The sequence below is a fragment of the Chryseobacterium sp. 7 genome (assembly GCF_003663845.1).
GTDB lineage: Bacteria > Bacteroidota > Bacteroidia > Flavobacteriales > Weeksellaceae > Chryseobacterium.
Genome location: NZ_RCCA01000002.1, coordinates 85,508 through 103,377, shown reverse-complemented (window position 1 = coordinate 103,377; position 17,870 = coordinate 85,508). Strand labels below are relative to the sequence as shown.

Annotated in this window: 15 protein-coding genes and 1 tRNA gene; 12 read left to right on the top strand and 4 right to left on the bottom strand. The window is 33.8% G+C overall.

Features of this window, described 5'->3' with window-relative positions; genetic code table 11:
• Window positions 1-17 precede the first annotated feature (17 nt).
• Window positions 18-1,067 (bottom strand): MBL fold metallo-hydrolase, encoded by a 1,050-nt coding sequence (locus tag CLU97_RS21220; RefSeq protein WP_121489877.1) that lies wholly within the window; start codon window positions 1,065-1,067, stop codon window positions 18-20.
• Between the two features lie 142 nt (window positions 1,068-1,209).
• Window positions 1,210-1,905: a hypothetical protein gene (locus tag CLU97_RS21215; RefSeq protein ID WP_147436535.1), complete on the bottom strand. Its 696-nt coding sequence runs from the start codon at window positions 1,903-1,905 to the stop codon at window positions 1,210-1,212.
• A gap of 667 nt (window positions 1,906-2,572) precedes the next feature.
• On the opposite strand from CLU97_RS21215, the gene CLU97_RS21210 reads away from it, so the two are divergent.
• The 6 genes from CLU97_RS21210 to CLU97_RS21190 all read left to right on the top strand — a co-directional run bounded on the left by CLU97_RS21210 (window position 2,573) and on the right by CLU97_RS21190 (window position 9,932).
• Window positions 2,573-3,319, top strand: a complete 747-nt coding sequence (locus CLU97_RS21210; RefSeq protein WP_121489875.1) for a hypothetical protein — start codon at window positions 2,573-2,575, stop codon at window positions 3,317-3,319.
• 362 nt (window positions 3,320-3,681) lie between these two features.
• Window positions 3,682-4,308 carry a helix-turn-helix domain-containing protein gene (locus CLU97_RS21205; RefSeq protein ID WP_121489874.1) on the top strand — a complete coding sequence of 209 codons (627 nt, stop codon included), beginning with the start codon at window positions 3,682-3,684 and terminating at the stop codon, window positions 4,306-4,308.
• A gap of 134 nt (window positions 4,309-4,442) precedes the next feature.
• Complete coding sequence (locus CLU97_RS23845) at window positions 4,443-4,616, top strand: hypothetical protein (protein WP_183084652.1); 174 nt, start codon at window positions 4,443-4,445, stop codon at window positions 4,614-4,616.
• A 56-nt stretch (window positions 4,617-4,672) separates the two neighbouring features.
• The gene (locus CLU97_RS21200; protein ID WP_121489873.1) at window positions 4,673-6,898 is read left to right on the top strand and encodes a CocE/NonD family hydrolase; all 2,226 of its coding nucleotides are present in this window, start codon (window positions 4,673-4,675) and stop codon (window positions 6,896-6,898) included.
• Entirely contained in the window at window positions 6,898-9,075 is a 2,178-nt protein-coding gene (locus tag CLU97_RS21195; protein ID WP_121489872.1) for a lantibiotic dehydratase family protein, read from the top strand. The genes CLU97_RS21200 and CLU97_RS21195 overlap by 1 nt, the downstream gene beginning before the upstream one ends.
• Before the next feature lie 5 nt (window positions 9,076-9,080).
• A complete protein-coding gene (locus tag CLU97_RS21190; RefSeq protein WP_121489871.1) occupies window positions 9,081-9,932 on the top strand; it encodes a thiopeptide-type bacteriocin biosynthesis protein in 852 nt (283 codons plus the stop codon).
• Between the two features lie 62 nt (window positions 9,933-9,994).
• Here CLU97_RS21190 and CLU97_RS21185 read toward each other — a convergent pair.
• Window positions 9,995-10,068, bottom strand: a tRNA-Ile gene (locus CLU97_RS21185).
• Between the two features lie 62 nt (window positions 10,069-10,130).
• Complete coding sequence (mce, locus tag CLU97_RS21180) at window positions 10,131-10,529, bottom strand: methylmalonyl-CoA epimerase (protein ID WP_121489870.1); 399 nt, start codon at window positions 10,527-10,529, stop codon at window positions 10,131-10,133.
• 93 nt (window positions 10,530-10,622) lie between these two features.
• On the opposite strand from mce, the gene rbfA reads away from it, so the two are divergent.
• The 6 genes from rbfA to ribD all read left to right on the top strand — a co-directional run bounded on the left by rbfA (window position 10,623) and on the right by ribD (window position 17,833).
• On the top strand, window positions 10,623-10,982 hold the full coding sequence (gene rbfA / locus CLU97_RS21175) for a 30S ribosome-binding factor RbfA (protein ID WP_027373534.1): 360 nt from the start codon (window positions 10,623-10,625) through the stop codon (window positions 10,980-10,982).
• A gap of 3 nt (window positions 10,983-10,985) precedes the next feature.
• Window positions 10,986-12,191 carry an ABC transporter permease gene (locus tag CLU97_RS21170; protein WP_121489869.1) on the top strand — a complete coding sequence of 402 codons (1,206 nt, stop codon included), beginning with the start codon at window positions 10,986-10,988 and terminating at the stop codon, window positions 12,189-12,191.
• A gap of 75 nt (window positions 12,192-12,266) precedes the next feature.
• Window positions 12,267-14,066, top strand: a complete 1,800-nt coding sequence (locus CLU97_RS21165) for an endonuclease (protein WP_121489868.1) — start codon at window positions 12,267-12,269, stop codon at window positions 14,064-14,066.
• Window positions 14,067-14,128: 62 nt separating this feature from the next.
• Window positions 14,129-14,866: a shikimate dehydrogenase family protein gene (locus CLU97_RS21160; RefSeq protein WP_121489867.1), complete on the top strand. Its 738-nt coding sequence runs from the start codon at window positions 14,129-14,131 to the stop codon at window positions 14,864-14,866.
• A 74-nt stretch (window positions 14,867-14,940) separates the two neighbouring features.
• Window positions 14,941-16,743: a DUF349 domain-containing protein gene (locus CLU97_RS21155; protein ID WP_121489866.1), complete on the top strand. Its 1,803-nt coding sequence runs from the start codon at window positions 14,941-14,943 to the stop codon at window positions 16,741-16,743.
• A 64-nt stretch (window positions 16,744-16,807) separates the two neighbouring features.
• On the top strand, window positions 16,808-17,833 hold the full coding sequence (gene ribD, locus CLU97_RS21150) for a bifunctional diaminohydroxyphosphoribosylaminopyrimidine deaminase/5-amino-6-(5-phosphoribosylamino)uracil reductase RibD (protein WP_121489865.1): 1,026 nt from the start codon (window positions 16,808-16,810) through the stop codon (window positions 17,831-17,833).
• Window positions 17,834-17,870: the final 37 nt, after the last annotated feature.

The following is a 17,870-nucleotide window of genomic DNA, read 5'->3' as shown; positions in this document are numbered from 1 at the left end:
AAATTAAAAGGAATCTATTACTTATATTCCTCCCACCATTTTTTCCAGCTTACTGTTCCCAGCTGATCCAGATTTAATTTTTCTCCCATCATAGGAAGACTTATAGAAATATTGTTTTCTTCTGCGTGTTTTGAGGCCAGTTCCAAAGGTTCGTACCAGGTATGCTGCGCCAGCTTGAATTTGGAATTGTGTACCGGAATAAAGTTTTTAGCTTTCAGTTCTTTTATTTCTGTCATCAGCTGATCCGGCAGGGTATGAATATAGGGCCATTTTTCATTGTACTGCCCTGTTTCCATCACCGCTAAATCAAAGGTTCCGAATTTTTCTCCAATTTCTGTAAAATGATTTCCGTAACCGCTATCACCGCCTAAAAACAGATTTTTCGTAGGTGTTTTTAATACAAATGAAGTCCAGAGTGAGATGTTACGGTTCAGTAATCTTCCTGAAAAGTGTCTTGCCGGAGTGAGCGTAATTCTGAAACCTTCAGCAATGTCTATACTTTCCCACCAGTTTTTTTCAATGATTTTGTCAAGCTCCCAGCCCCAGTATTCAAAGTGCTGTCCGGTTCCCAAACCACAAATAACTTTTCCCACTTTATCTTTTAATTCCTGAACGGTTTTATAATCCAGATGATCCCAATGGTCGTGTGAAATAATCAGAAAGTCTATCTCCGGCATATGTTCCGGCTTATAATAATCTGCTCCCTGAAAAGCTTTTATAGAACCAGGCATTGGAGATGCATTTCCACTGAAAACCGGATCTATCAGGAATTTCTTTCCATCTAGCTGTATGAAATAGGAACTGTGCCCAAACCACACCAAAACGTTTTCTTCCGGCTGAAGATTTTTAAGATCCGTCACCACAAACGGGAGAGCGGTTTTTGGTGATGTATTTTCTATTTTACATAAGCTTTGAAGGAGTAATTTGGTCATACTTTCGCCTTCTAATAAAGCCGGGGTTTCTAATATATTCTGAAATCTTCCGTTGAGATAATTGGGAAGGGTATTGAAGTATTCTTTTCTTTTTTCATCAGGGAACTGCCCCAATTGTTTTTTTAAACTTTTCATTCATTTAATTTTAAATCCAGCCTTAATAACTGGCTGTCCAATCTTAATTTAAAATAAATATAAGCATAAGATTTTGAGAAGGGAAATATAAAATTAAAAGGATATGAAATTTTAATCCTACATTAATTAATGATAAATGTTTTTAAAAAAGCCATTTAGCCAAGCCAAGCATGAGCGCTCCTATTACTAAGCCACATAGTATTATTATCGCAAAAGTTTGTGCCAACGATGTCCAAAATTTTTTATGATCGAATGTAAAATCAATAGGATTAATATAGTAAACCTCATACACTAATGGATTGATACGCAAATCTGTTCTGAAGTGCACAATTCCCTGGATGTATCTTCTCCGTAAGGCTTTCAAATTTCCAATATAGGAAGTGTAACCTGCGTCTCTTCCATTAAAATCGATTTCTTTTATGGAGCCGTTTTCATAAACCTGTAGTACATACATTTTGTTTCTTGGGCTGATGCTTACATCATATTCATCTGAAAAAATAAATTTTTCCAGGTCAATATAAAGAGTTTCATCAATGGTTCCATCTACTCTTTCGTAATGAATTCCCTGATCATCTACCACAATTTTCCGGACTACTCTTTTTCTGATTTTCTTCTGATAAAGAAAAAAGCGATATAACCCAAAAGCAAGAGCAGGATAATATAGTATGGCTGCTACAATAAATAGTGCAAGTTTATTACTAAACACAATAGGCAGTCCTAATACGATCAGAAATGCTGTTAATAATAAAAGTATCCCAAAAACCCTGGTGAGCCATGTCATGAACCACCACGTTTTAGAAACTAATGGTAAAAAATCTTTTCTTATATCCTCTCGCATCTGTTCAAGATACGAAAAAGTTAAGAATACAGAAAAGGAAACCTTTTGTGGTTTCCTTTTTATTCAACAAGTTCCATACAAGAAGCTTATTTCCATCAAATGTGTTGTTACTTTTATGAAAAGCTTCAACAGTTAGGTTCTTTGTTGAACAACATGCAAAATAGCATGTACAATTAACATTCATTATTCCTCAAGCTTTTGGATTTCGTGGTTATTAGTTTTTATCCTGATGCCTGATGAAAAGCTTTCATAAAAATATTATGAAAACCTCAGTTGTCCGTAGTTTTTAGTCCTATCAGGAATATATCCTGATAATTCTTTTAACTTTTTGTGTTTCACGGTTATTAGTTTTTATCCTCAATGGGCTGAATAGTTTTTCGTAAAATTGTACACTCTTTTACTTTGTTGTTTCCAAATATTTTGGATATGTTTAGTGATATGGAGGTCTTTAATTTATTTGCTTCGAATATTTCTGATGCAAACATCCCAATTCTGGAGAAAGTTTACAAGAATAGTAATCCAAGATTGATCAATTCCGATATATCTGATTACTAGGATTTATAAATTCACGATTCAGAACAAGAATTATAAATTTGATTTACAACAATTTATATACTTATCTCAAAAATCCGGTGATATTTCATAAATTTGCAAGCTATTTAGAATCATGAAGAAAATTCATTTAATTGTATTCACCGTTTTTCCGTTTTTCATCTTTTCTCAGAGTATAAAAGGGTTACATATTCCAGATTCGTTAAAGAATAAAAACTATAAATATATTATTGATGCCTACAATAAGGTATTCCAAATTAATAACGATAAAGCTGAGCTTTTCGCCAATTATATTTTAATAAAAGGAAAGCAGGAGAATAATAAAGAGATTCTCTTTGAAGGATACTATGACATTGCCCGTGTAAAGAATCTAAAAAATGAAAACGGACATCCCTTTGCAGACTCCCTCATTGCTGCTTCAAAGAATATTAATAACAACGACTACCCAGCCAAATCTCATATAATAAAAGGAATTTTATTCAATAATGAAGGGAGATACAGAGATGCTTTGGATGAATACACTGTTGCTATTAACCTCAATAAGGATGAAAATAAAGAGCAGTTTTATTATATAAAGAAACTTATTGCCATACTAAAAACAGCTACTGAAGAATATGAAGAAGCCCTTCCTCTCTTTTTACAATATTATAAGTATGAACAAAGTAAAGAAAAAGCCGGCAACGCAGATGCTAAAAATTATATTGCTTCTATTTTTTCTTTAGCCAATATTTATACGAAATGTAAGGATTATAAAAAAAGTGTTGAATTTGCAGATCTGGGACTAGCAGAATGTAAAAAGTATAATAATTATTCTAATTACAGCTACCTGCAGATGATAAAAGGAATCAGCCTTTTTATTTAAAAGATTATTCCTCTTCTTACAAAATTCTTCACGAAATTGAAATAGGCTTACTAAATAATAAAGATTACACGAACCTCGGGGTTTTATATTACTATCTTGGAAAAATAAAACATGCAACCCACAGTGAGAATGAAGCGATAGAATTCTTTAAAAAAGCAGATTCAATATCTTTTACTTTCAACAGCTTCGAGCCTGTAAAAAGAGATGGATATGAAATTCTGATAGACTATTACAAAAAGAAAGGAGATCTAAAAAATCAACTAAAATATATTGACAATCTGATATACAGCGACAGTGTAATTACCATAAACCGCAAAAACCTTTCAAAAGAAATCCTGAAAAAGTATGATACGCCCTTACTCATGAAAGAGAAAGTAAGTGTAATTGAAAAGCTGAACAACCAGAATACCTGGCTGATAGCTTCTTTGCTATTTATTTCCATACTTTTCATATTCATTATCAGGAAAAACAGAAAGAAAATAAAAGAATACGAAAAACAGGCGAAAGTATTATCAGAGAAACCTTTGGTTGCTCCTGTATATCATCAGGAAGAAATAAGTACTGAAATCATTGCTCCTGCTATCCCTGAGGAAAATACTCCTGAAAGAAAGGAAAAAGCTCCGAAAAATGATCTTTCTTCTAATCCAAAGTTTAAAATCCTGATTGAAAAAATAAGCCAATTTGAAAAAACGAATAGTTTCCTCAATAAAAATATTACGTTAGACTCGCTTTCAAAAGATTTTGATACCAACAGAGATTATTTGTCTAAGCTTGTAAATGAATTAAAGGGTAAAAACTTTTCACAATATCTGAATGAACTTAGGATCAATTATATTGTTGAAGAATTAAAATCTAACGAAAAAATAAGAAAACATACCATTGCTGCTATCGCTGATGATATAGGCTACAATAACGCAGAATCTTTTACAAATGCTTTCAAAAAAATTACAGGAACCCTTCCTTCTTATTATATAAAAGCACTCAACTAAAAAAAACACAAAACTTTTAAAATCAACACATTAAAATAGAATTTTATCGAAATTTATCAATTTCGGCATATATAAATTCCTTATTTGCAGAAATAAAATTTTCTTTGTATAATAATTTAAAAATTAGCTAAGCAGTGAAAAAAATTAAAAAAACTGAAAAAAAATTATCCCTGAATAAAGTTCAGATGTCGAAGATAAAAGGAGGTCTTAGCTCTGGAGGCGGTGTTCAGATGATCCAGAATGGAGGCAACGATACTGTGGTAGACAGAACAATAGATGACACTCTGGATATGACAATAAAAAACTAATAATCATTTCAACATTTTATCAGTAATTTTGAAAAAATTACTGATTTTTTATTTTTATGAAGTATCTATTAGCCCTATCTTTTTTTCTTGCATTCAATATTATTTTTTGTCAGAAAATAAATATTAAGCATTTTAATGAATACAATATCGAAAAGCTGCAGCCTTTAATCTCTTATTTAAATTCTGAAGTACAAAAGAATTATAAAGAAAAAGACAAGGCCGTAAAGTATGATAATCTTTTCAGGGTAAGTATGGCCGGACAAAACTATGATCTTGCTTTAAGCCAGTTAGATTCAGTACGTAGTGTTTATAAAAAGAGCAACCCTATTAGTGCTTATGCAATGGGAACGCAATATGAAATCTACATAAAAACAAAGAAAAATAAAAATTCTCAAAGAGATTTTCAGGGAACATATAAGGAAGAATTCCTGAAAAAATATGAAAGTCTGCCTGTAAAAGCACAGATCATACTTCCCCGCTATTTCAGTGGTGATCTTGAGAAAACAAAAAAAGAAATTCTGGCTTCTCTTAAAAATGATTTTGAAAACAAAGACAGTGTAGACCTGAAAAAAGCTTTACTGCTGTGCAGAAATTATAATTCATATATCACAGGACCTACATTTGATATTGCAAAAGGATATTTAAAAGAACTCGATTCCAAGAACTTTGAGGTAAAAGACAGCTTATTAATCAATAATGAAATAAGTATAAGAGTTGTTTTAAACAAAAAAATAACCCATCCGGAATCTACCATCCTGGTCAATTCCATCTATCCAGATTCAGATGATGCCAATGATCAAAAAGTACAGGCCAGTTATGGTTACCATTCTGTGTACATCTATCCCAGAGGAAAATATACGAGCAACGCTGCCATAGAACCTTTTGAACACGAGCAGGAAGATATTAATAAGGTTATCGACTGGGTTATAAAACAACCCTGGAGCAATGGTAAAGTAGGAATGATTGGGGGCAGCTATCTGGGATTCAGCCAATGGGCAACCGCTAAGAATATTCACCCGGCCTTAAAAACTATTATTCCGCAGGCTTCTGTAGGAATTGGTGTAGTAGATTTCCCGATGAATAATAACATCTTTGCATCTTATTCTCTTCGCTGGATTAACTATGTTACTAATAATAAAATGCTTGATCCGGGCTTTAAAGATGAGGAACATTGGAATTCTGTTTTTAAAAAATGGTATGAAGGAGGTGAAGCATTTAACAAATTAGATTCTATTGCCGGAAAAAAAAGTATAATATTTCAGCGTTGGTTAAAACATCCATCATTTGACAGCTATTGGCAGAAAATGATTCCTTACAAAAATGAATATGCTAACATCAATATCCCGGTTTTAACCATTACAGGGTATTATGATTCTGATCAGTTGGGAGCTTTATATTATTTCAGAAATCATTATAAATACAACAAAAATGCTAATCATTATTTGATTATCGGGCCATATGATCATTCAGGAGCTCAGGGTTATATTAAAAATAATCTAAAGGGATATACTATTGATGCTGCGGCCAATATGGATATCGGAAATATTACAATGGAATGGTTTGATTATATTCTGAAAGGTAAATCAAAACCTTCCATCCTTAAGGATAAAATCAATTATCAGGTAATGGGAGCCAATGAATGGAAGAGTACCTCTAATATTGATGATTTTGATAAAAATACATTAAAATTCTATATCAGAACTCGCAATCAGCTTTCTTTAGAAAAAGACAGCAATAAAAGCTTCACACCGCTTACGGTAGATTTAAAAGACCGGTCCAATGCAGATGAACTTCTTAAGCAAAAAGATAACGTACTGGATAGTAAAATTGACAACTCAAATACCATTATATTTTCATCAGAGCCATTTGAGAAGCCAATTGAATTTTCCGGAAATTTCGTAGGTAATCTAAAATTATCTGTCAATAAAAAAGATGTTGATTTATACATGAAACTGTATGAAAAAACCAGTGAAGGCAAATATTTCCTATTATCCACATATTACGGAAGAGCAAGCTATGCTAAAAGTTCAGAAAAAAGAGATCTTCTGCGTGAGAACAAAAAAACGACTGTAACGATTACCAATAATGAATTTGTAAGCAAAAAAATGGAAAAAGGAAGTCAATTGGTTTTGGTGTTAGGTGTTATAAAAAATCCGCTTATGCAGATAAATTATGGTACCGGAAAAGATGTAAGTGAAGAAACTATTAAAGATGCTGCAACTCCTTTGGAAATAAAATTTTACAATAACAGTTTTATAGAAATCCCTATTTCCTTCAAATAATGCCACGTTTTCCTTTTCAGTTTTTTGACCGTTTTGTTTTCAGATCACCACTTTTTTCTTATAAAGAATTTCAAAATAATTGGTCTGATAAAAATACCATTGATAAAAATTCAGAAAAATATTTTAGTAATCCTATTTTTAGAGAAGCCATTTATTTAGCTTCTCTTTCTTTGTATCAGGAGATTGAAAAATCTACATACCAAAATTTAAACGAGAGAACAAAAAGCTCATTCCTAAAATACTATAACCGCACAAGCACACGCTGCACCCCATTTGGTTTATTTTCAGGCGTAGGTACAGGAAAATTTGAAAAAGAAACTCTGTTTCCGGTATCTTCAGAAATTAAAAAAGCGAGAGACACGAAGCTGGACATGCATTTTTTAGTAGCTTTATCAGAACAGCTTCTTTCAATTCCGTACATTAAAAATAATATCTCATTTTTCCCTAACAATAGTATTCACAAAGTTGGCAGTAAAATCCGTTTCGTAGAATATGAAAATAAAGGAGGAAAAAGAGATTATATCATTTCTTCCGCACCATTTTCTGAAGAATTAGAATTGATATTACAGTTTTCTGAAACAGGTAAAACAATTGACCAGCTTGCCACTGCTCTTGTTAATGAAGAAATATCTTTTGAAGAAGCAAGGGAATTTATTGATGAGCTTATCGAAAATCAGGTTCTCATCAGTGAACTTAATCCGACCGTTTCCGGAGATGATTTCCTGGAACTGATCATTTCCATTCTCAACAGAATTGGTTCCCATCAGGAAAAAGAGGTTTTAGAAGCCATTAAAAATAAGATCAGTGAACTTGATTTACATTTTGGAAATACGGAAGATGCCTATTCTGAAATTGAAGAACTCATCAAAAAACTGAATGTACACTATGAAAAAAAATATCTCTTTCAGACAGATCTTTATTTTGAAGATGAAATACATTTATCCTATCCATGGAAAAAAGAACTGAAGAAAGGGATCTCTTTCCTGAATAAAATTGCAATTCCGAACAAAGAAACGGCTTTAGAAAAATTTAAAAAAGCTTTTCACGAAAGATTTGAGAACGAAGAAGTTTCTTTATCTTATGCGTTAGATCCGGAAATCGGAATCGGCTATTTGCAGGATATTCCGGCAAAAGGGGTGCATCCCTATATTGAAGATTTAATCTTACCCTATTCTGATCAAAAAAAAGAAATTCAGGTTAAACTCAATCCGATACAAATTATCCTCAACAAGAAATTACAAAAAGCATCTTGGAATAAAGATCATATCATCCATTTATCTGATGATGATTTTAATGGTTTTGAGGAACAGTGGAACCAACTGCCAGATACCCTCTCCGTAATGGCTGAAATTGTATCAGCAAATCAAGAAGAAAAATTATTTATAAAATCTGTTGGTGGAAATGCCGGAAAGTTATTAGGCAGATTTTGTTCAGAAAAAGCATCTGTAAAAAATTTGGCAAAAACCATTGCTGAAAAAGAACAGGAACTTAATCCGGATAAGATTTTAGCAGAAATTTTACACTTACCAGAATCCAGAATTGGAAATGTGATCAGAAGGCCTTCATTAAGGGAATACGAAATTCCTTATCTGGCCAGCTCCGCATTAGAAAAAGACAATCAGATTTTTGTAGAGGATTTGTACCTGTCTATAAAAAATAACCAATTATTTCTAAGGTCAAAGAAGCACAATAAAGAAGTGGTTCCCCACCTTACGAATGCCCATAATTATTCTAATAACTCTTTGCCTGTTTATCATTTTTTATCAGATTATAATCATCAGAATCTAAGGGCTTATTTATCTTTCAACTGGGGTGGCTTATCTCAAATCTATGACTTCCTGCCAAGAGTTGAATATCAAAATATAATTCTGTCTAAAGCACAATGGAAAATTGGTTCCGAACAGATTCAATATTTCGATTCCATTCTTCAATCGGGCAAAAAAGATCTTCTATTTCAAAAAATTGAAGAGTGGAGAAAATTAAAACAAATCCCCAAATGGGTGCAATGGATAAAAGGAGATAACACACTGGCTGTAAATCTGGAAAACTATGATTTACTTCAAATGTTTTTATCATCCGTAAAAAATGAAAAACAAATTCTTATTGAGGAATTCTTGTGTAATGATCAGTCTGATCATATTCATCAATTCGTTTTTTCCCTTTATAAAGATCTATAAATAAAATGGTAACCAGAAAATTTCATCCGGGAAGCGAATGGCTTTATTTCAAAGTTTATACCGGGATCAAAACCTCAGATAGTGTTTTACAGGAAGTGATAGAACCATTAGTGGAACAATTACAACATCAAAATATCATTGAAAAATGGTTTTTCATAAGATATAATGATCCCAAACCTCATTTAAGAGTAAGATTAAACCTTAAAAATATAACTGACTATAGTGCTATTTTAGGATTGATCAATGTCTTATTTAAGGAATACATGGAATCAGGAGAAGTGTCTGCTATTAACATAGAAACTTACTCAAGAGAACTTGAGCGTTATGGGGAGAATACGATAGAATATGCAGAAGACCTGTTTTTCAAAAGCAGTGAATTAATTTTAAATTTCCTGGAGTACAGTGATGAAGAGAAAATCATGGTTTCTCTATTTTATATTGATCATATTTTATCAGCATTCAAGCTATTGTTGGAAGAGAAAACAGAGTTTATAAAGAGTTATGAGAGTTCTTTTAAAACGGAATTCAATGCAGATAAAAACTTAAATACTCAGCTAAAGAAAAAGTATAATGAGTTTTATCCCCAATACTTTGAATTTATTACTTCTGACGAATATGAAGAGATCAGAGATTTAATAAAAAATAATATTGCTGAAATTATAGTAAAGCCCGAAGAAATTTTAAAACTGGAAAAGAGTAATTTGTTAAAAATAAAGCTAAAAGATTTCTTCAAAAGTATTTTCCATATGCATATCAACAGGTTGTTTATTTCCCATCAAAGACTATTTGAAATGGTGGTTTATGATCATTTATTGCGGTTTTATAAAGCCAATAGCGGCTATACTCTGAAAAAATAAATTTGAAGTTTTTCTCGAACAAAAAAAAGACACTCACATCCTTGTAAGTGTCTGATTTTATGTGGTCCCACCTGGGCTCGAACCAGGGACCACCTGATTATGAGTCAGGTGCTCTAACCAACTGAGCTATAGGACCTCAAAACTTGGTTAAATTTTGTGTTTGCAAAAATAGTAAAATTTCTTTCACTACAAAATTTTTTATCGCTTTTCTTGGCAAAGTTCTACCAGCACGCCGTTTGTGGACTTTGGATGAAGGAACACAACTAATTTGTTATCAGCACCTTCTTTCGGTTCTTCGGATATAAATTGAAAACCTTCTTTTTTTAATCTTTCTACTTCCTCAAGGATATTTTCTACCCCAAATGCCAGATGATGGATGCCTTCGCTCTTTTTATCAATAAATTTTGAGATCGGGCTTTCAGGATTACTGGCTTCCAACAGCTCAATTTTACTTTCACCAGTCTCATAAAAAGAAGTTACAACGCCTTCTCTTTCTACGGTTTCTTTTTTATAGGATTCTTTTCCTAATAGTTTGGTAAAAAGTTCATCAGAAACCCCTAAAGACTTTACAGCAATACCAATATGTTCTAGCTTCATAAATACTAATAAATATAATTAAATCGTAAATTTGATACTACAGTTGAATTTCAAAGTATCAATTCAAACAAAAGTACTAAATTTGCAGAAATTATGGAAAGTAACAGACAAAGAAAAGTAGCACAGATCATTCAGGAAGACTTCGCAGAGCTTTTCCGCAAACAGGCTTCAGAAAGCAAACAGAGCATATTGGTATCTGTTTCAGATGTAAAAGTAACTGCTGACTTAGGAATTGCTAAGATTTATTTAAGCATTTTCCCGCAGGAATTCCGTACCGCTGTGATGAAGGAGATTGAAGAAAACAAACCTCAATACAGAAACTTCATTGGCCAGAAAATGGCAAAACAGGTACGTATTATTCCACAACTTAACTTTTACCTGGATACGGCTCTTGATGATGTTGAAAAACTGGAAAGAGAATTAAGAGGTGAAGGTGACAATCCTGTTTTATAGATCTTGAAGAATATTGCATTTTACATAGCATCCAGATACCTTTTGGCTAAAAAAGGCAGTACTGCTGTTACGTTCATTACGTGGCTGGCGGTAGGTGCCATGACGGTTGCTGTGGCTGCAATGTTCGTGATTATTTCTGTCTTTTCCGGGCTTGAAGACCTGAATAAAGACCTTATTTCTAATCTTCACGCAGACCTTACTTTAAAAAGTGCTTCCGGAAAAACCATTAAAAATCTGGACAACGTTAATAAAGTTCTGAGCAGCAACAAAGAAATCAGCAGTTTCTCCCGTGTCATTGAAGAAAAAGTGTACATCAGCTTTAATGGGAAAGGTGATATTGCTTATTTGAGAGGTGTTGATTCTGCTTACGTTAAAGTAAACCCAATCAATAAGGAAGTTTTTTACGGAACCTATCCAAGTTTCAAATATTCTAACGAAGTATTGATGGAAAATAGTCTGGATAACAGACTTTCTATTCCTGTGGATTCTTCCAATCATTATGCAACGGTATTTATGCCGAAACCAGGAACAGGGATCATCAATAAAGAAGAAGATATTTATAATAAAAAAGATATTCTGGTAACGGGCGTTTTCCCAGGAAAAGATCAGCTGGACAGTTATATCATCTCTCCTATTGAACTTGCCGAGGAACTACTCAGCCTGCCAAAGAAATCAGCTTATCAGATTGTTATCAAATTAAAAAATCCGGAGAATGCAGACGCTGTAAAACAAAGTCTGATCTCATCTCTCGGAAAAAATATTGAGATCAAAACCAAGGAAGAAGAAAATGCTGCTTTCTGGAAGATGATCAATACAGAAAAATTATTCATTTATCTTATTTTTGCACTGGTCATTTTCATTACCACCTTTAATCTTGCCGGAGCCATCATCATTCTTCAGCTTGATAAAAAGGAGCAGGCAAAATCTCTGATATCACTCGGCTTTCCTTTAAGCCATTTAAGAATGACGTATTTTTACACCGGAATCCTTATTGTTGTTTCCGGAGTCATTACCGGATTAATTCTTGGAACGGTACTTTGCTACTTCCAGCTTTACACAGAATTTTTCAGAGCGAATGAAACACTGCCGTTCCCGGTAAAAATTGTAGGTAAAAATTATTTTATTGTAGCCCTTACCGCGTCCTTATTCGGATTCACTATTTCATGGTTCTTTTCTAAAATCAGTAAAGAATATATCACTAAAAGCTAATATTATAAGTTTATATATTAAATTAATATACTTCGCTTTCATTTTTTTGTACCTTTACGCCCCAATTTTAAAGAAATGAAACGAATTTTATCTTTTTTTCTATTAAGCTTTGTATTCATAAACGGCTTGGCACAGATTCCAGCCGGATATTATAATGCAGCAGCAGGCCTGAATGGCGCACCTCTTAAAACCGCTCTTAAGCAAATCATTACCACAGGACATGCCACCAATATCACTTATAATGATGTATGGAGTGCGTATCAAACTACTGACCGTGATTATGATTATGATAATGACGGTACAATTCTGGATATCTATTCAGAAACACCTGTAGGACCGGATCAATATAATTTCATTTATGGACCTACAGATCAGTGCGGATCTAGTGGTTACTCTAGTGAAGGCGACTGCTACAACAGGGAACACGTTGTCCCTCAAAGTTTATTCAATGAGGGATTACCTATGAGATCAGATGTTCACTTTATCAGAGCTACTGACGGAAAGGTAAACAATGAAAGAGGCAATTTACCTTATGGAAAAGTAGGTACCTATAATTATATTTCTCAAAACGGTTCCAAAAGAGGAAACTCTGTATCTCCAGGATATTCAGGAGTAGTATTTGAACCTATTGATGAGTTTAAAGGAGATATAGCAAGAATGATTTTCTATTTTGTAACAAGATACGAAAGTCAGCTTTCCGGCTTCTCTACAGGTAATATGCTTGCTCAAAACACATATCCAAGTCTTCAGGATTGGGAATTGAATCAGCTTTTACTATGGAATACACAAGACCCGGTATCTGCTTCGGAAATCAGAAGAAATAATGCTACTTATGCATTTCAGGGAAACAGAAATCCATATATAGATCATCCTGAATATGTCAATATGGTTTGGGGAACACCTGTAGTGGATACACAAGCTCCAACAGTTCCTACGAATTTAATTGCCAACAATCCAACCTCCAATTCAATTGCAGTAAGCTGGACAGCTTCAACGGATAACGTGGGAGTAACTTCATATGAAGTGTATGCTAATGGAGCTCTTAAAGCTACTGTTTCGGGAACTACAACTTCTACAGTTGTATCAGGATTATCTCCATTGACTCAATATACATTCTATGTTATTGCTAAAGATGCTGCCGGAAATTCTTCAGCACAAAGCAATAACGCTGTGGAAACTACACTTGACGGACCTGCAGGTGGCGGAAGCTGTGGAACTGAAGACTTCAGTACAATGCAGGACGGTACGTCACAAGCATCTCAATATGCAACAAGAACCTGGACCAACAATAATATAACATGGACTGCTACATTGGCAAGAACTGACGAAACCATCAATGGTAAATCAGTTTGTATTCGAAAAGGTACTTTAACAAGTTCAGTTATTTCAGGAGGAGTGCAGACATTAACACTAACAACTCAAAGAAAGTACGGCGGAAATAACGATAATCTAAATGTTTTAGTAAATGACGTTCTGGTAGGAACTGTTCCTTACAGTACTACGGTAGCAACCACTACAATCACTGTAGGAGTAAGTGGAAATGCAGTTATTAAAATTGTAAATCCAAACGATGACAGAGTTGCCATGGATGATCTTAGCTGGACATGTGCTACCTCGTTAGCAACAGTGGAAGCTAAAAAAGACAAATCAGAATTCATCATCTATCCTAACCCGGTAAGAAACAATGAATTATTTATAAAAGGAGAAAACCTTAGCAAGGTTTTAAAAGCTGACATCTATGATCTTTCCGGAAAACTGATTGAGACCATTGAAAATCCTTTCAGACATTCTAATAAGATCAACCTTAAGAACCTTGTAAAAGGAACTTACATCCTGAAAACAGATAATTTCTCTACTAAATTTATCGTAAATTAATTATTAAAAAATATTTCAAATCAAAGGCCGGATTTATCCGGTCTTTTTTTTATTTTTGATGTATGGATTCCAATAAAAAATTAGGATTGATAGGACGAAATATTTCTTATTCTTTTTCTAAAAAATTCTTCGAAACTAAGTTTCAAAAGCTTATGCTGAAAAACTTCTCTTATGATATTTTTGATCTGAAAGAAATCAGTGAAGTGGAAAACCTTTTTTCTTCTCCGGAACTTTTAGGATTTAATGTAACCATTCCTTACAAAGAAAAAATAATTGATTTTCTTGATGAACTAAGCGATGAAGCCGAAAAAATAGGTGCTGTAAACTGTGTTCTTATTCAGGACGGAAAAAAAACAGGCTATAATACTGATGCTTTCGGATTTGAAAAAACTTTGCTTTTACACAAAACTCCTGCACAGAATAAAGCGTTAATATTGGGAAATGGCGGTGCTGCAAAAGCGGTTAAATATGCTTTGGATAAACACAACATTCCTTCCGTAACGGTTTCAAGAAGTACAGAAATCAATTTCGAAAATCTGGATAAAGAAACGGTTTCCGAACATAAAATCATCATTCAATGTACACCGGTAGGCACTTTCCCGAATGTGAAAGACTGTCTGGATTTCCCTTTTGACGGGCTTTCTTCTGAACATCTGGTTATTGATCTGATTTACAATCCCAATTACACCCAATTCATCCTTAATGCCTCTGAAAAAGGAGCAAAAACAGTGAATGGATATTATATGCTTGAACAGCAAGCAGAAAAAGCTTGGGAAATTTGGAATTTTCAAAAAAAATAACATAAATTAGTACTTTAATTGGCCTTAAAGCTATATTTAAAGGATATTAACGCCACTCACATAAAAGATTTGCTATGACTACAGAAAACAATCTTTCTGAAAACGAAGAAAAGAAAATTCCTAACGAAGTATCTCAGGACCCATCAGAAAACACCGTTTCTCATGATGCAAACCAACATGAAGAAGATGCTGAGCACCTGGAAGAACATGAAGAGGAAGAAATTTCCCTTACGGATGCGTTGAAGGAAATGGAAAAAATCATCAACACTCCCAATGCCGGCGAAAACTTCAAAAGATTCAACCAGCTGAAAGAGAAAGCAAGTCATTACATCCATGATGAAGTGGAGGATAAAAAGCATGAATATGTAGAAGCCGGAAATCCTGCCGAAAACTTCAGCTACGAACATCCTTCTCAGGCTAAATATTCAGCATTGGTCAATATTTTCAGAGAAAAGCATGATCATTTCCAGAAAGGACAGGAAGAAGAGCAGAAGAAAAATCTTGAGCACCGTCAAAGCATCATCGAAAGACTTAAAAATCTATATACAAGCTCCGAACCGGGCATCAATCTTTTTAAATCTATTCGTGAGATTAAAGAAGAATGGTCAAAAGCCGGACAGGTAGCCAAATCTGAATTCAAGATTCTTAACAATAACTATTTCCACCACCTGAATCAGTTTTATCAGATGCTGGATCTTAATAAAGAATTTCTGGAGCAGGAATACAGCCACAATCTTGAAAAAAGAGAGCACATCATTGCCCGCGCTAAAGAACTGGAAAATGAACCGGTAATTCAGAAGGCGTTAAATGAACTTCAATATCTTCATAAGCTTTGGAAGGAAGAAGCTGAACCTGTGGCAGAAGAATTCCGTGAAAAAACATGGGAGGAATTCAAAGAGATTTCAAACAAAATTCATGAAAGAAAATCTGAACTTTCTGCATCCATTGAAAAAGAACAGGGTGTAAACCTTGAAAAGAAAAATGAGATCATTGCTGAAATCAAGAAACTTTCTGAGCCATCAGAAACTCCTAATCATAACTATTGGCAAAACGCCATCAAAAGAGTTGAAGATCTGCGTTCTGAATTCTTAAAAACTGGAAGTGTACCAAGAAAACTATCCAACCAAAACTGGAATGATTTCAAAACTACACTTAGAGGTTTCAATACAACGAAAAACAATTATTACAAATCGTTGAAAGGATCTCAGCAGGCCAATCTTGAAGAAAAATTAAAACTGATCCAGACTGCACAGGACAATATGAATAACGAAGAATGGGATATTGCCGTTCCTCTATTCAAAAAGCTACAGGAAGACTGGAAAAAAATAGGACATGTTCCGAAGAGCATGACCAATAAAATCTGGGATGAATTCCGTGATGCTTGTAACGCGTTCTTCAATAACTATAGAGAGAAAAGCAATACTTCTACCGACAACTGGAAGGAAAACTATAAGAACAAAAAAGCACTTCTTGATGAACTGAAAGAAGTTTCCAATGAAGAAGGCAGCATCGAAAAAATTGAACAGATTAAAACTTCATGGAATAATATTGGTAAAGTTCCTAGAGATAAAATTTCAATCAACTCTGAGTTCAACAAGACATTAAGAGAAAAATTGAAAATAAACAAAATCAATGAACTTGAATTGAAAGAAGAAGGTCTGTCTGAAAACCAACTTACCGACAAAGCAAGAAAGATCAAAAACCAAATCTCTGATCTTGAAGCAGAAATTGTAAAATTGGAAAACAACTTATCTTTCTTCAACAAACCATCAAGAGAAAACCCTCTGTTAAGAGACACTTACAATACGATTGATGAGAAAAAGGCTCATCTGGAAACATTGAAACAAAATCTCCACACCATCATCAGTGGAGACTAATACATAACAAAATAAATAAAGGCGGAGCAAAGCAATTTGTCTTCGCTTTTTCTTTTTATACACTATGAATAACGACGAACTTTATATCAAAAGATGTATTGAGCTGGCTCAGAAGGCCCTTGGTAATACCTACCCCAACCCTCTTGTAGGAAGTGTGATTGTACACAACGGTGAAATTATTGGTGAAGGATACCATCATAAAGCAGGAGAAAACCATGCAGAGATCAATGCCATCAATTCCGTTAAAAATAAAGACCTCATTCCGGAATCAACAATTTATGTGTCTCTGGAACCATGTGCTCACTATGGAAAAACACCGCCATGTGCTTTAAAGATTAAAGAACTTGGATTTAAAAAAGTAGTTATTGGCGCAATGGATTCCCACGATAAAGTGAATGGCAAAGGAAAGAAAATCATTCAGGATGCAGGAATTGAAGCCATTTCAGGAGTTCTTGAAAAAGAATGTATTGAACTGAATAAAAGATTTTTCACCTATCATGAAATGAGAAGACCTTATATCATTTTAAAATGGGCAGAATCCGCTGACGGTTTTCTGGATAAAGACTTCAAGCCAACCGCTGTTTCTAATACATTAGTGAATCAATTTGTTCATCAGTTGAGAGCTGACGAGCATGCCATTTTAGTAGGAACCCAAACCGCTTTAAATGACAACCCAAGCCTTACGGTAAGAAATACGGAAGGCGTAAATCCTGTAAGAATTCTGATTGATTTTGATTTAAAAGTTCCTTCTAACTTTAATATTTATAATACTGAAGCAAAAACCTTGGTTTTAAACTCCGTGAAAGAAGGCACCGAAGGACATATTCAATTCATTAAAATCGATAAAAATAACTTCCTGCCGGAGTTGATGGAAACTTTGTATAAGGAGCAGATACAGTCTGTCATTATTGAAGGCGGCCGTTTTACCCTTCAGCAGTTTATCAATGCTGAACTATGGGATGAGGCGATTGTCATCAGGAATGAAAATATGAAACTTGAAAACGGTACAAAAGCCCCGGAATTTAATCATACAGCTTCGAAAACAGACATATTCAGAGATAACACCATTTCATTTTTTAAATTTAAATAAATACATTTTATCACCAATAAATGAAATAATTTCATTA

Bases quoted from the DNA above. Each gene is read 5' to 3' on its own strand.
- CLU97_RS21220 (WP_121489877.1), bottom strand. From the start codon at position 1,067: ATGAAAAGTTTAAAAAAACAATTGGGGCAGTTCCCTGATGAAAAAAGA.
- CLU97_RS21215 (WP_147436535.1), bottom strand. From the start codon at position 1,905: ATGCGAGAGGATATAAGAAAAGATTTTTTACCATTAGTTTCTAAAACG.
- CLU97_RS21210 (WP_121489875.1), top strand. From the start codon at position 2,573: ATGAAGAAAATTCATTTAATTGTATTCACCGTTTTTCCGTTTTTCATC.
- CLU97_RS21205 (WP_121489874.1), top strand. From the start codon at position 3,682: ATGAAAGAGAAAGTAAGTGTAATTGAAAAGCTGAACAACCAGAATACC.
- CLU97_RS21200 (WP_121489873.1), top strand. From the start codon at position 4,673: ATGAAGTATCTATTAGCCCTATCTTTTTTTCTTGCATTCAATATTATT.
- CLU97_RS21195 (WP_121489872.1), top strand. From the start codon at position 6,898: ATGCCACGTTTTCCTTTTCAGTTTTTTGACCGTTTTGTTTTCAGATCA.
- CLU97_RS21190 (WP_121489871.1), top strand. From the start codon at position 9,081: ATGGTAACCAGAAAATTTCATCCGGGAAGCGAATGGCTTTATTTCAAA.
- mce (WP_121489870.1), bottom strand. From the start codon at position 10,529: ATGAAGCTAGAACATATTGGTATTGCTGTAAAGTCTTTAGGGGTTTCT.
- rbfA (WP_027373534.1), top strand. From the start codon at position 10,623: ATGGAAAGTAACAGACAAAGAAAAGTAGCACAGATCATTCAGGAAGAC.
- CLU97_RS21165 (WP_121489868.1), top strand. From the start codon at position 12,267: ATGAAACGAATTTTATCTTTTTTTCTATTAAGCTTTGTATTCATAAAC.
- CLU97_RS21160 (WP_121489867.1), top strand. From the start codon at position 14,129: ATGGATTCCAATAAAAAATTAGGATTGATAGGACGAAATATTTCTTAT.
- CLU97_RS21155 (WP_121489866.1), top strand. From the start codon at position 14,941: ATGACTACAGAAAACAATCTTTCTGAAAACGAAGAAAAGAAAATTCCT.
- ribD (WP_121489865.1), top strand. From the start codon at position 16,808: ATGAATAACGACGAACTTTATATCAAAAGATGTATTGAGCTGGCTCAG.